This is a genomic window from Verrucomicrobiia bacterium, from assembly GCA_023953615.1.
Classification (GTDB): domain Bacteria; phylum Verrucomicrobiota; class Verrucomicrobiia; order Limisphaerales; family JADLHS01; genus JADLHS01.
The window spans coordinates 114,160-127,581 of sequence record JAMLJH010000002.1 but is presented as its reverse complement, the minus strand read 5'-3'; the positions used below and the strand labels follow the sequence as shown (position 1 = coordinate 127,581).

At 57.3% G+C, this 13,422-nt stretch carries 12 protein-coding genes; 2 read left to right on the top strand and 10 right to left on the bottom strand.

Annotated elements, in window-relative coordinates; translation table 11 throughout:
- Positions 1 to 154: 154 nt before the first annotated feature.
- The 8 genes from M9920_10790 to M9920_10755 form a co-directional block, all read right to left on the bottom strand.
- Positions 155 to 1,063 (bottom strand): restriction endonuclease, encoded by a 909-nt coding sequence (locus M9920_10790; GenBank protein MCO5052779.1) that lies wholly within the window; start codon positions 1,061 to 1,063, stop codon positions 155 to 157.
- Between the two features lie 34 nt (positions 1,064 to 1,097).
- Complete coding sequence (locus M9920_10785) at positions 1,098 to 3,140, bottom strand: CAP domain-containing protein (GenBank protein ID MCO5052778.1); 2,043 nt, start codon at positions 3,138 to 3,140, stop codon at positions 1,098 to 1,100.
- 62 nt (positions 3,141 to 3,202) lie between these two features.
- Entirely contained in the window at positions 3,203 to 3,964 is a 762-nt protein-coding gene (gene hisA, locus M9920_10780; protein MCO5052777.1) for a phosphoribosylformimino-5-aminoimidazole carboxamide ribotide isomerase, read from the bottom strand.
- A gap of 63 nt (positions 3,965 to 4,027) precedes the next feature.
- Positions 4,028 to 4,780, bottom strand: a complete 753-nt coding sequence (locus M9920_10775) for a methyltransferase domain-containing protein (GenBank protein MCO5052776.1) — start codon at positions 4,778 to 4,780, stop codon at positions 4,028 to 4,030.
- A gap of 199 nt (positions 4,781 to 4,979) precedes the next feature.
- Positions 4,980 to 5,582 carry an SCO family protein gene (locus M9920_10770; protein MCO5052775.1) on the bottom strand — a complete coding sequence of 201 codons (603 nt, stop codon included), beginning with the start codon at positions 5,580 to 5,582 and terminating at the stop codon, positions 4,980 to 4,982.
- Positions 5,583 to 5,677: 95 nt separating this feature from the next.
- Entirely contained in the window at positions 5,678 to 6,472 is a 795-nt protein-coding gene (locus tag M9920_10765; protein MCO5052774.1) for a formylglycine-generating enzyme family protein, read from the bottom strand.
- Between the two features lie 16 nt (positions 6,473 to 6,488).
- Positions 6,489 to 8,012 (bottom strand): copper-containing nitrite reductase, encoded by a 1,524-nt coding sequence (nirK, locus tag M9920_10760; protein ID MCO5052773.1) that lies wholly within the window; start codon positions 8,010 to 8,012, stop codon positions 6,489 to 6,491.
- Positions 8,013 to 8,359: 347 nt separating this feature from the next.
- The gene (locus M9920_10755; protein MCO5052772.1) at positions 8,360 to 9,895 is read right to left on the bottom strand and encodes a hypothetical protein; all 1,536 of its coding nucleotides are present in this window, start codon (positions 9,893 to 9,895) and stop codon (positions 8,360 to 8,362) included.
- 68 nt (positions 9,896 to 9,963) lie between these two features.
- Here M9920_10755 and M9920_10750 point away from each other — a divergent pair, with 68 nt between their 5' ends.
- Complete coding sequence (locus M9920_10750; protein ID MCO5052771.1) at positions 9,964 to 11,040, top strand: NUDIX domain-containing protein; 1,077 nt, start codon at positions 9,964 to 9,966, stop codon at positions 11,038 to 11,040.
- Between the two features lie 4 nt (positions 11,041 to 11,044).
- Positions 11,045 to 11,413, top strand: coding sequence for a dihydroneopterin aldolase (folB, locus tag M9920_10745; GenBank protein MCO5052770.1), 369 nt, complete (start codon positions 11,045 to 11,047; stop codon positions 11,411 to 11,413).
- Positions 11,414 to 11,734: 321 nt separating this feature from the next.
- On the opposite strand, the gene M9920_10740 is transcribed toward folB, so the two are convergent.
- Positions 11,735 to 12,190 (bottom strand): CBS domain-containing protein, encoded by a 456-nt coding sequence (locus M9920_10740; protein ID MCO5052769.1) that lies wholly within the window; start codon positions 12,188 to 12,190, stop codon positions 11,735 to 11,737.
- Positions 12,191 to 12,504: 314 nt separating this feature from the next.
- On the bottom strand, positions 12,505 to 13,317 hold the full coding sequence (locus M9920_10735; protein MCO5052768.1) for a TatD family hydrolase: 813 nt from the start codon (positions 13,315 to 13,317) through the stop codon (positions 12,505 to 12,507).
- Positions 13,318 to 13,422 lie beyond the last annotated feature (105 nt).

The window sequence follows — 13,422 nt, the reverse complement described above, 5'->3', positions numbered from 1 at the left end:
CGAGACGGTAGCCCACGACGTCAGCCGTGGGAAAATGACGGTTTCGGAACAAGCCCCGAAGGGGCGGCAGATTCAGACGGTCGCCGACGATTTCCTGTCGCCCGTGCCGGGGCTTACAATTCATCCGACTGGAACTCTCACCCGTACCGATTCCTCACGATTCCGTAAAATAATCCAGGTCCACCCGTTTGATCTCGTAATTGGTCACTGGCGTGACGCCGATGTTGTAGTCCATCAGCAATTGCGCCAGCTCCTGGCCATCAATCAAGACAATCTTGGTTTCGATGTGAGCGACGTATTCACGCGCCTCGCGAGAGAAATCCGACGTGGTGATGAAAACGCCTTTTCGCGCGCGTTGCCCCTGTAATGCTCCGGCAAACTTTTGGATTTCCGGGCGACCGACGGTATTGTCCCAGCGTTTGGCTTGAATATAGATGATGTCCAAACCCAGCCGGTCTTCCTTGATGATCCCATCAATACCTTCATCGCCACTTTTGCCAATGGCGCGACCGGCGTCCTGCCGGCTGCCGCCGTATCCCATCTTCACCAAAAGCGCGACCACCAGCCGCTCGAACAGATCGGGTGGACTCTGCTTGATCTGAGTGAGGAGCTCACTTGCCAATTCACCCCGTAAATTTTCGTAAGCACGTTCCAACGCCTCCTCGGGAGTTGAAGTTTGATCCGGCTCCGTATCGCCATCCGTTTCGTTCGACTTTCGTCGCAAAGCCTTGAACTCCCGAAACTCGGAAAATTGTTCGAGGAATTTCGTATCTATCGCGGCTGGTTGACTGGCCAAAACCTTCTGCCCTTGATCCGTAATCTGAACAAACCCGCGCCGGGTCGAACGAAGCAGGCCCGCTTTCTTCAGGTAGGTGCGCGCCCAGCCCACCCGATTGGCAAACACCTCCTGCTGGCCGCTCGGCAGCAATTCACGACGTTGCTCATCCGTCAACCGCAACTCGACCGCCAGTGAATCAACGGTTTCGCGCAATGAATGTTCGACACCGTCGCCCGCAAATCGCAGCACGGGTAGCATCAACACTTGATAATCTGGAATCGGCATAATGGTCTTTAACTTCAAAGCCTGAGCTTCTTACTCACGGTGATACGACTCGGTAAAAGCGGGCGGACGCTTCCACCGGCGTCGAGAAGCGATACGAACTGCCCGGCGCGTTGGTGGTCAGAGCCGCCGTCGTGTTGACGCCCCAAGGTCCGGTCGGCGTATCCGCTTGAAGGAGTTGAAAACTGGCCGCACGGCTGGTCGCAAAGTCCAGGCGGACTTGATTGCCGATCAGCACCGGAGTTTGCATCGTAATTGTCAACGGCGGCGCGGTCGTGGCGGCAACCGGATAGGCCGGCCCCCACGCCAGCGGAAATTCCTGAAAGAGATAGGCGCGCACATCCAGCAGGAAATCTCCCGGTTGGGACGGCGTGAAAGTAAAATTTGTTCCTGTGACCATCAGGTTCGTACTCAGCACCGTTCGGACTTCCGCGCCCGAAATCGTGATGTCATCCAAATACCAACCGACCCCGGCGGCAGTATTCGTATAGTAACTTCCGAAACTGAAAGCATAGTTAAAACGCAACCGGACCTTCTGATCGGCGAAAGCTCCCAACCCAAAGGAGCGAGTCGTAAACGAGCTTTCTCCCGCTCCATTCGATCCCGGCTGAGTATAAATATCCTCCCAGCTCAAACCGCCATTAACTGAGATTTGAATTGCAGCCACCTGATCACTCGTAGCGACACCCAACCGACTTTTCACGGTGAGCGTGGCGTCAGCCTGTGGCACAAATGCCTGGTTCAAGGTCAGAAGCTGATCCCCGGGCTCCGGGTGAGCCAGATGGAACGAGTAAGATCCGGATGCTTTCACGCTCGAATCTCGCACCGCATAACCCGCGGTGGTCTGCACCGTAAAATTTCCCAGACCGGTTTCGGCGCCGTCGGTGAAATCGTAAGGCGCCGTCTGACTCACGCGCCATTCATAGCCGTCCGCATTGGGCACAGAGGTAAAACTGTAACCGTTTCCTTCGCCGACCACTGGATTCGCCGGGCCGCTGAGCGTTGGCGGCGCGTAATCATTGCCGGGCACCTGCGGATCGAACAGCGTGACGGTGTACGTAAACCCAGTGATCACCGAGCCGTATTGGATATTTGTGACCGTGACGGAATACGTGGTATCCGCGCCATTGAACGGCATCTTCGCGCTGGTGCTGGTGTAGTTCAGGCCCATCGGCACCCAGACCACACTGTTTTCGCCAACGCCCGTTGTGTACGGCTGAATCGAAACCGCGACGCTCACGCCATTGCTTCGCATGGTGACGTTGGCGCCGGAGAGGTTCGCATTGGTCAACGCGAACGACCATTGCGGATAGGCCAGTTGGTACGGCAGATAACCGGCCGGCGGCCACGCCACGAAAGGAGTCCGGGTGGCGGGACGCGGACCACCGTAGTTTCCATCAAAAACCCAGGTGGCATTGGCGGCACCAAACCCGTTGGTGCTGGGCACATCGCCCGTGCCCATGATCTGGGTTTGCGGATACAGCAACCAACGCCGATGTCCGACCGCAGTGTTATTGGCTCCGTAATCCCAGATGTAGGCGGTGATCGCGTCGGCCCCGGCATTGCCAATCGCGAGATTGGAGTTGGAAGCGGCGTTGGCGGCGTCACCGGTGTAACAAAGCCAGGTGTTATCCGGAAAATGACTGAGCGCGCCGTTACGTGACATCACCACCGCCGCTTGTTGCGCGCGCGCATTGGCGGTCGCATCAAACGTGACGCTGGCGGGTAATCCCGCCATGGCGCGAAACCAATTGATGCGCCGCAACACCGCCTCGCGGTACGCGAGCGAGTTGGTTCCCGGCGTGCAACTGGCCACATCGGAACTTGTTGCCATGGGCACGCCTTCGGAAGCCAGATAAACCGCGTTGTAAAACGAACGCACCTGCTCGCGCGAATTGGCGTCCACGGTAAAGCCGCCGGTGACACTGTAAATCCCGGTGGGCCGGGGCAAGCCGGAGAGATCGGTCGGCGCGGCGGGCGGTTCGCCCAAGTCCGCCGCCTGGCTGCGCGCCTCAGGGATTGTTCCAAAACTCAAAGTGACAATGCCGGTCAGAATCCACACGGTGGTCAGGTTTTTCATAGGTTTGTTGAATCGAATGTTACGTTGGCGCAATGGAACGGCAATGAAATCTTGCACCGGAGTCAGCAGCGGTTTTGGTTGAACGCCACCGCCTCGGCATACCGCACGCCAGTTCCCCCGAAAATATCCAGTGCCGAACCGATGGTTAAATGCACCTTCCCCCGCCCCAGCGCGGTGACGGTTTCCAAATCCGCCAGTGAATTCGCGCCCCCGGCATACGTGACTGGCAACGGCGACCATTCCGCCAGGTGCGTTACCAACCGGCGATCAATGCCGCGACACAGCCCCTCCACGTCCACCGCGTGAATTAAAAACTCCGCGCAATAATCAGCGAACTTTTCCAGGGTCGCCGCGGACAAGGTGACTTCGGTGAATTTCTGCCAGCGATCGGTCACCACAAAATACCGGTCATCGCGAATGCGGCAGCTCAAATCCAACACCAACCGGGTTTTGCCGACACGCTGTTGCAGTTCGGCCAAACGCGCCCAATCCACGCGGCCCTCACGAAACACCCAACTGGTGACAATCACATGAGACGCACCGGCGGTCAGCCAGTCGGCCGCGTTGGTGGCGTTGACGCCACCGCCAATTTGCAAACCGCCGGGGTAGGCGGCGAGCGCGCCGCGCGCTTCTGTTTCATTGCCCGGCCCCAGCATGATGACGTGACCGCCGGTCAGACCGTCACGCCGATAAAGTTCCGCAAACCACGCGGCCGAGCGTTCGGAGACGAAGTTGGTTTGCACGCCGCGGGAATCATCGCTCAACGTGCCGCCCACGATTTGGACGACTTTTCCGTTGCGCAGATCAATGCAAGGCCGAAACACAGGCGGAAACTAAAAGGTCGGCGTCAGCGTGCCAAGACGCAAAACCAGCGCGCGGGTTGGCGTTCACGGTTTAACCGCCACGAGTGCCAGCGCGCCGATGTGCGCGCGTTGGCGGCGGAAAGTGCGCCGCATGGCCAGCACGCGCCGACGCACTTCGGGCGTGCGCAGCACGTTGAAACCAAACCGCAGGGCGCGGAAGAATCCTTCGTCGCGAAAGATGCGCAACGGTTCAAGCAGCAGCATGGGCGCGGTGATTTCCGACTGGATTTGAAATCCGGCCGCCGTGAGCAGTTCCCGCCATTCCCGAACGGTGAGCGCGCGGGTACCGACGTGAATGCTGTGCGTCATGGTGCGATTGATGTCCTGCTTGATCTCCAGCGGCAGATCGTCCGGCACCAAGGTCATCTCGTGAATGCCATAACGACCACCGGGTTTAAGCAATCGAAACGCCTCGGCCACAATGCGCTGTTTTTGTTCCGTCCCCTGCATGGTCAACATCGCCTCACCGTAAACGACAGTGGCGGATTGACTCGGCAACCCCGTTTCCTCGGCGCTACCCAACTGGCATTGTTGGGTGGGACCGCTCAGATAGTTTTTGACCCGCTCAGCCGCCTTGGCGTCGCGCTCCACCGCCGTATAACTGGCGGGGGATTTGCGTAAAGTCATGCGCGCCGTGACGCCCATGCCGGGCGCGAATTCCACCACTGCGTCGCGACTTTGAATGGCCAGCCGCTCCAGCATCACCCGGGAAAGTTCCAATCCTCCCGGACGCAGCACGCGCTTGCCCATTTTGGCGAGCAACCAATGTCCGGGCATTTTACCGGCGGCAACCGCAGGCGCACCGGCGGTTTCTGCGGCGGCCACGTAAAGCAAACGATTCATAATTCTCCAATCTCGAACCGCAGCCAGTTTAGCAACATTCGGAGGTCCGCACCAGTCCGCAATCAAGATGACCGGCTCGGTTCAATTGAAATTGGCTCAAACTCGTGACGCCTCACGGACCGAGCTTGAATTTCTACTTTGCGCTGGCGTGAGCCGTGGCGAGCAGTTCCTGAAGTTTGCGCACCGCCGGTTGGATGTCCTGCCCCAAACCAGTGGTTTGATGCACAATTTCGCCGCGTTGATTCAGCACGGTGATAAGATTGGAATGAGCGAATTGCCCGCTGGCTTCCTGCTTGTATTTCACGCCGAGTAACGCGGCCAATTCGAGCACGTCATCATCTCCGCCATGCAGCAGGGTCCAGTTGGCGGGTAAATGGCGCAGCTTCCGAAATTTGGCGAGCGCTGCGGGTGTGTCGCGCTTCGTATCAAAGGTGACCAGCGTGAAGCCGGTTTTACCGCGCAACTCGGCGGGCAAGGCGGCTTCAATGCGCGTCAGGTCGTGAACGAGGATCGGGCAGGCGTACTGACAGCTCGCAAAGAACATCACCATCACTTGCGGACGACCTTGCAAATCCGCGAGTTTAATCCGTTGCTTTGTATCGGTGGTCCACACCGATTCAACTTGGTAGAGCGATTCATCGCTGAAATCAGCGCGCTCCGCCACGGCGTTCGGTTGGGCGCAACAAGCGGGTTCTTCATGCGTCGTGCCGCAAGCCGTCAGGACAACGAGCAGCACAAATCCGAGTCCTGACTGGATTGTCCTGCTCCAGCTGAACATCCGGGAGCCCACCGGATTCAGCGACCGATCTTGCCGCCTTGTTTGGTTACCTTTCATAAATCCTTGGCACAACGAAAGCCGAGATTATGCACGCAATAATCCGCTTTCAGACTGCTGCGGAACCCGTAGCGCATGAACGCCGCATAGTCATTCACATCCCGCGCATCCACCGCGCCGCTGCCGCAAAATAATTGCCGATCCAGCCCGGTGTCACCCCGCGCATCGCCGGTCACCATGGACGTGTTAAAATCCGCCACCCATTCCCAGACCAATCCGTGCAGATCGGACACGCCCCAAAAATTGGTTCGTCCGCTTCCAACGTGGTTGAGCGGTTGCATGGCCGATGAATACCACGCCAGTAAATCGCGACGAAACTCCGCGTCCAACTCGCCATTCGCATTGGTGTAACCCGCCGCGGCGGTGAGTTCCCATTCCGCCGTGGTGGGCAATCGTTTCCCGGCCCATTGCGCGTAGGCTTTGGCGGCAAACCAGGAAACAAAGGTCACCGGCGCGCGCGGCGGCGCTTCCGGTCCCAACTCCAAATCGCCCGCCCAATGCTTCAGGTAAGTTGCGCCCGCGAACAGCCGCTTCACGGCGGAGCGTTGCCAGCGCGGATTGGCCTGCACAAACCGCAGGAACTCCTCATTGGTTACGGGTAATTGATCCAGGCAAAACGGCTTGACCTCGACTTCCTTGAAATCCGCCGTCGAACGGAACATCGGTTTGAACGTCCCGCCGTGGATCAACACCATGCCCGTCGGGACTGTCGGCTCGGCCAAAGCCAGTCCACCCCAAGCCCCGGCCGCCAGGATCAGCAGCCCGAAAGCAATGGGGTGGACTCGTTTCATAACTTCACCAAACTATTTACTCAAACTGACTCGTACTGGTGGGCGGAGCAATCGTCGCGCGCACCCGTTTTACCGCGTCCGCGCCAATCACTCCACCTTCGTTGCCGAAGCTGTTGCGCACATAGGTCAGCACGTTGGCAATCTGATCGTCCGTCAGATAATTTAGCGGCGTCATCACGCCGTTGTATTTCTTTCCGTTGACAATCACCTCGCCGCTGCGCCCGGCAATCACGATGTGAATCGCTTCATCATCCGTCATCTTGGCAAAGTAATCCGACTGGGCGAGCGGTGGAATTTGCTCGGGAATACCTTCGCCGTTGGCTTGATGACAAACGAAGCACGTTTGCATGAAGACATCCTTGCCCTTGGCCATCTGGATTTCCTTGGTCAACTTGGCAATCTTGGGGTTGTCCCGGATCTCTTCCGCCACGGCTTCCTTGAGTTGCGCCACACGCTGTTCCGAACCGCTGTCCATCGCTTTGCCGATGTAAACCGCGTCCACTTCCTTGCCCGTATAAACAATGCTGTTATCCGCGCCCTCAACTTTTAACATGCCGATGGCACCTTTGTTGAACGCCCGAAACAGCGAGTGATCCACCAGAATGTAAGTGCCCGGCACTTCCACCTTGAAATCCACCACCGCTGAACCGCCCGCCGGAATCATCGTCGTCTGGACGTTGTGGGTCACATGGCTGCCGCCTTCCTGATAAACATTGTCAAAAATTTCGCCAATGACGTGGAAAGAGGAAATCAGATTCGGGCCGCCATTGCCGATGAACAATCGCACCCGCTCCCCCACCTTGGCGGTCAAAGCCTTGTCGCCCACCAGCGAGCCGACCGCACCGTTGAACACCACGTAGGGCGGGCGTTCATCCACCGCCTTGGCCATGTCGAAGTATTGCAAACCTTCCTCGCCATATTTGCCCATGGTGTAGAACTCGCCCTGCATGACGTAGTACTCACGATCCACCGGCGGCAAGCCTTCCTTGGGTTCGACGAGAATCAAGCCATACATGCCATTGGCCACGTGCAGCCCCACCGGCGCGGTGGCGCAGTGATAAACATACAACCCGGGATTCAACGCCTTAAAGGAGAACCGCGAAGAATAACCGGGCGCCGTAAACGAGGACGTTGCGCCGCCGCCAGGGCCCGTTACCGCGTGCAGGTCAATGTTGTGCGGCATTTTGTTGCCCTGATGGTTGTTTAAATTAAACTCCACCTGATCGCCTTCACGGATCCGGATGAAGCTGCCGGGGACATCGCCGCCAAACGTCCAAAACACATACTCCACACCATCAGCCAGGCGTTTGGTGACTTCACGCACCTCCAGGTGGACGACGACCTTGGTCGCGTGCTTGCGAGTGATGGGTGGCGGGACGTGCGGAGCTTGGGTAAGCACCGCCTCCTCTTCACCGGTCACTTCCGGATCAACTAATTTAACGCCATTCGCCATGACCTGTCCCTCGGCCGCGTACAGACCACTGGTCATTACGCTGGCGAGTGCGAGCAAACTAAGCTGTTTGAGTATGTTTCGTTTCATATCTTATTTTGTTATGCAACCGTCAACGACTGTGAAGCATATCTTATTCTAAGGCAATACTTATTTTAACTTTTTAATAAAAAATTTCAGGCCGAACCGGCAGAGGCCATTATTGGGTAAATCATCAGATACCGAATGGGTTACAACGCGTGAGATTCCGATATTGAACTGTTTCTGCGCCAACACCCTCAGTTTTCTCGGCAGTGTTTCGATCCAGAGGCGTGATGGGACGGAAACGAAAGGCATCGGTTCATGCGGCTTCTTGAGAAGCGGGGTTAATAGGCGCGCACGATTTGACGCAATGGTAAAACGAACTTCAGAATAAATTCATCGTCGCTCCGCCCCGGTTACTCTTGCGTCATGGAAGCCTTGGCTCCCGGAATCGCTTTTAAGACCGGTTTGAAATAATGGCTCAGCACGCGACAGATGTTGGTGCCAAAGCATCCAACGCCCACCAACAAAAGGCCCGCGCCGAACCTGACGCAGAGTTCGTTTCCGCGTAATATCGCCATCGAAATGATCGCCAAACCCGCCAGGTAAATGATCAAACCTGAAAATTGTATCCGCTCAGAAACCATCGCGTTGGCGGCGGGAATCCGCGCGCGCCCGGCGTGATGACAGTAAACTTCCAGCCAGACCAGCAAGGGCAGGATTTTATGCAACATGCCAAAAATCGCCAACGTCACGACGCCGAACAAACCCACGAACCCATAGACATTTTCCAACATGCCGTAAAATTGGGTGGGCGGAAGCTCGGGCCAGGATAAAATCAAAGCCAGGACACTGGACGGCAACAGCAGCCAGAGCGCCACCAGAAAAGATTTCAATCCCCAATCGAGCCGCGCCGTCGTACGCGCTTTCAACATGGCACGCACTTCCAACGCAAAGACGATCAATCCGCCGATGATGACTCCGGCAAAAACCGGCTTCCAGGCGCTGCGCAACGCAATCGTCACGGCGGCGCCCGCCACGCCGAGATTCAGCAATAAAATCGAGAGCGCCGCCCGCCGGCGATTTTGAATCCTGGTCAGCGCGAACATGGGGATCAGCCGATACGACAAGCCGACGATCAGCATGATGAAAAAGCCCACCACGCCAATATGCGCATGGGCGTGCATCAAACTGATGGCATCAAAATGGGAAACCACTTGCGCCGTGATCCGCAATCCTCCGACGAACTGGCGCACGCCTTCCACGGTCGCCAATCCTTCCGTGGCGTCATACGCACACTTGGCCGCGGCAACGGAGAGTCCCACAAAAACCGCGACGCCGAACCAAAACACCGCCGCCGCCACCGAAACGGCAATGACGTTCCATTTCGGCATCCGCCAGAGCGTGCGCGCCACATTGTAGGCCAGCAGCGCAACGCCGAGCGCCAGGCCTGAGCCGAAATGCCCAACCTGTTTCATATCCCAGATCCGGAACATCCAGATCATGCCAACGAAGCTGATGAGGTGAACGATGAACTGCCATTTGGCCAGGCGCACACTGTGCAACTCCACTTCAAACGCCAGCGAAGCCAACTGGTAAATCACGCCCATGATGATGGTGCCGGCAAAACCCAGCACCACGAGATGCGTGGCGGCAATGACAAATTGGTTGTAGTGGTAAGTCGCCAAAATGGACGGTTGCCACATCATCCAGCCGACCACCACGAGAAGCGAAATCAAGCCCGCCACCAGAAAGCGCAGGAGCAAACTGACACGCGGTTTGCGACCAGAACGGGGGGAAGAAATCGTTCGTTCCACAGGCGCGGCGGGAGTCGGTAGTGCTGCTTCCATCAAATCATCTTCCAGATTTACATCCATCTGGCCGGGGCAGTTTAGAATAACGTCGCCTTGACGCCAATGTGAATCGAGCCGGATGGGCTTGATCGTGGTCAAAAATTTTTCACTTCGATCCGCCCGGTAAAATGGCTGTGCAAGCGAACGAAGCCGGCTAAAATCACCTGGTGATTTGCAATATCATCTTCGACTGGTCGGGTACGTTGGTGGATGACCTCCCGGCGGTTTGGGAAGCATCCAATTACGTGCTTACTCAGGCGGGGCGACCGGAGATTTCGCTGGCCCGGTTTCGCGCCGAATTTTGCCTTCCCTTCCAGGGCTTCTACGACCGCTACACACCCGACGTGCCGATGGCTCAATTGGAAGAATGGTTTCACCGCCGGTTTCGCGAGGTGCAATCTTCCGTCGTCGCCCTGCCCCACGCCGAAGCTTTTTTGCAATTTTGTCGTCAGCACCAGATTCGCGCCTTCTTGCTGAGCACCGTTGCGCCGGAACATTTCGCCACCCAAAACCGTGCGACCGATTTCGGCCAGTACCTCGAGCGCCCTTACGTCGGCATTTGGGACAAGCGCAAAAAAATCCATGAAATCCTCGCGGAGAACCAACTGCGTCCCGCCGAAACCTTGTTCATCGGCGACATGCAACACGACATCGAGACCGCGCGACATGGCGGCATTCATTCCTGCGCGGTGCTGACGGGCTACAATACGCTGACGCAATTGCGCGCCGCCCAACCGGAATTGATCGTCGAACACCTGGGCGAGTTGCAAACCATCCTGCGCCAGAATCATTTTCAGCTCACCCCCCCGAACGGTTCAGCGGAGGAAAACCATCCGCCCATTGCGACCGTCGGGGGTTTGATTTTCAACCATCGAAACGAAGTGCTGCTGGTCCGCACCCACAAGTGGTCGAACCTCTGGGGCATCCCTGGTGGCAAAATCAAGTGGGGCGAAACGGCAACCGCCGCGTTGCAACGTGAACTAAAGGAGGAAACGAATTTGTCGGTGGACCGGATTAAATTCGTGCTGGTGCAGGATTGCATTCACTCGAAGGAATTTTATCGGAACGCTCACTTTGTTCTGCTCAACTACACCTGTCGTTGCGAGGTGGAGCCGGTGGTCCAACTCAACGACGAATCCCAGGAGTTCCGCTGGCTTAATCTGGAGGCCTCGCTCCAGATGCCGTTGAATACCCCGACCCGCATCCTGATCGAGGCGGTCATCCAGCAAACGTCCCAACCTTGAAATTATGGCTACGATTACCATCACCGATTTGGAAGTGCATTTCCGCGTGGGCGTGCCCGATACCGAACGCGCGCAACGACAGCGCCTGTTGCTGACGATCGAAATGGAACACGATTTTCACACTGCCGCCGCCCACGATAATCTTGCGGCCACCATTGATTACGCCGCCGTCGCTGAAAAAATCACGGCGCTTGGCACGGGCCGTGAATGGAAACTGATTGAAAAGCTCGCCTGCGACCTCGCGGATTTGATCTTGCGAGAATACCCGCCCCGCGCCGTCACGGTAACCGTAAAGAAGTTTCCGCTCCCGCAAGCGGCCCAGGTTTCCGTCACCTTCACGAAGCAACGCGCGACACCGAAAATCGCGCGCTAAGACCGGTCGGCGGCGTGAGGGTGCGGAGTTTCGTGCCCTGTAGCGGCGGTCTATGACCGTCGCAAATTCCAGCGCCAGAGGCGCGATAAGAGGGTAGCCCACAGCGCAAGCTGTGGGTTACGGTCGCATGAATCATAAGCCCCGACAGAGACGATAGAAAACCGTCGGCGCGCACCTAAATCTGTCGCCTCTACGGGGCTTGTTCCGGGGCCGTCATTTTCCCGCGGCTGGCGCCGTGGGCTACCGTCTCGCGCTGCTCCGCAGCTTTGGCGGCGCAGACTGCACTGGTCCGCCGCTCATCTGGCGGTACGCGGGACATCGTCAAGCCGCGGGTGTCGGAACTCCGGAGATGTAGGTCTCCAATTGCTGGATGGCGCTGTGTTGGTTGGAGATGATGCAATTCACCAGATCTCCGATGGAGATCACGCCCAGAATATCCGACCCTTGCACCACCGGCAGATGACGGATGCGATGCTGCGTCATCAACTGCATGCAATCTTCCACGGTGTGATCGGGGCCAACGGTGATTACGCATCCCGAAATAATCTCGCGCACGGGAGTGTCCTTGGATGAACGCCCTTTGAGAACAATTTTGCGCGTGTAATCCCGTTCGGAAATCACGCCGGCCAACTGCCCGCTTTGGAGTACCAGCAAAGCACCTACATTTCTCTCCGCCATCACTTCAATGGCGTCCAACACCGTCGCCTCCGCCGGCACCGACCAGGCCTGATTGCCTTTGTAAGCGAGAATTTCACTGATAGGAATGGTATGAGTCATACGTGGCCTCCGTGGTTGCAGTTTGAACGTGGTTCACCCAATGCCACCGCCAACGACGCTTTTTTCGCCGGGCGTCGTTCGCCAAATCGGGCGGTGTTGGTGGCTTGAAATTGGGTCATCGGCGAAACCGTAGCACATACGACCGATTTGTGAACCCCTAAAATTTGGAAAAAATATCCTCCCCAACTCCGCCCGTTTCCATTGTTTCAAGGTAACTGGCCCCGCGAGCCAAGAGGAGGAATTAGGATTCCGGACTTGCAAAAAACGGCGGTCGGCAAGAAACGCCGGAGCTTACTCCGCAGGTGGAGGTGGCTTTACTTCAGTTTGGGAAAAAACTCACAGGCGGTTTGACACGTCGCCGCGCTCAATTCTTCCAGCGTACAATCTTTCACCTGCGCCACCACGGCGGCAATTTCTTTTACGTAAGCCGATTCGCAACGTTTACCGCGGAACGGGACCGGAGCGAGGAACGGCGCGTCGGTTTCCAGCATGAATTTCCCCATCGGCGTGGCGGCCAGTGCGTCCCGCACATTTTGTCCGTTCTTGAACGTGACAATCCCCGTGAAACTGACCAGCGATCCCATTTCCAAGATTCGCCGCAGCGACGACGCATCGCCGGAAAAGCAATGAAACACACTGCGCACCCGCCCGATGAACGGCTCAAACAAGCGCAGCGTATCCTCGAAACAATCGCCACGCTGATGGATCACGCAATTAAGTCCCGTTTCCGCGGCCACCTCGAGTTGTTGTTGAAAGAGGCGTGCTTGCCGGAGTTTATAGCGCTCATCATCCGCCACCGTTCCCAGCTCTTGCTGGCTCGGCAGCCGATAGTAGTCCAATCCGGTTTCACCGATGGCCACAACTTTCGGGTGACGCGCCCATTCGCGCAACGCGGGACGGATGTCTTCCGGCGCATTCAGCGCGTCACCGGGATGCCAGCCAATGACGGCAAAAACGCAATCGTGCTGCCCGGCCAGACGCATTGCCCGCTGGCTGCTCTCCAAATCCGTGCCAATGCAAATCAACTTCGTGATTCCGGCAGCTTGCGCCCGCTCCAACACCTGCGGGAAATCCGCTTGAAAATCGGGATAATCCAGATGCGCGTGGGTGTCGAAGAAAACAGCCATTACGCCTCCACCTCAAAATCGGACGGGGCCGATCGCCTCGAAGTCCGGCTTGGATGACAAACCGCAAAACCCAACGGCAACGCCCGACCTGAAGCCACCTTGTCG

Excerpts from the sequence above, each read along its gene's own strand:
- M9920_10735 (MCO5052768.1), bottom strand. The coding sequence starts at position 13,317 with ATGGCTGTTTTCTTCGACACCCACGCGCATCTGGATTATCCCGATTTT.
- folB (MCO5052770.1), top strand. The coding sequence starts at position 11,045 with ATGGCTACGATTACCATCACCGATTTGGAAGTGCATTTCCGCGTGGGC.
- M9920_10765 (MCO5052774.1), bottom strand. The coding sequence starts at position 6,472 with ATGAAACGAGTCCACCCCATTGCTTTCGGGCTGCTGATCCTGGCGGCC.
- nirK (MCO5052773.1), bottom strand. The coding sequence starts at position 8,012 with ATGAAACGAAACATACTCAAACAGCTTAGTTTGCTCGCACTCGCCAGC.
- M9920_10790 (MCO5052779.1), bottom strand. The coding sequence starts at position 1,063 with ATGCCGATTCCAGATTATCAAGTGTTGATGCTACCCGTGCTGCGATTT.
- M9920_10775 (MCO5052776.1), bottom strand. The coding sequence starts at position 4,780 with ATGCCCGGACATTGGTTGCTCGCCAAAATGGGCAAGCGCGTGCTGCGT.
- M9920_10785 (MCO5052778.1), bottom strand. The coding sequence starts at position 3,140 with ATGAAAAACCTGACCACCGTGTGGATTCTGACCGGCATTGTCACTTTG.
- M9920_10740 (MCO5052769.1), bottom strand. The coding sequence starts at position 12,190 with ATGACTCATACCATTCCTATCAGTGAAATTCTCGCTTACAAAGGCAAT.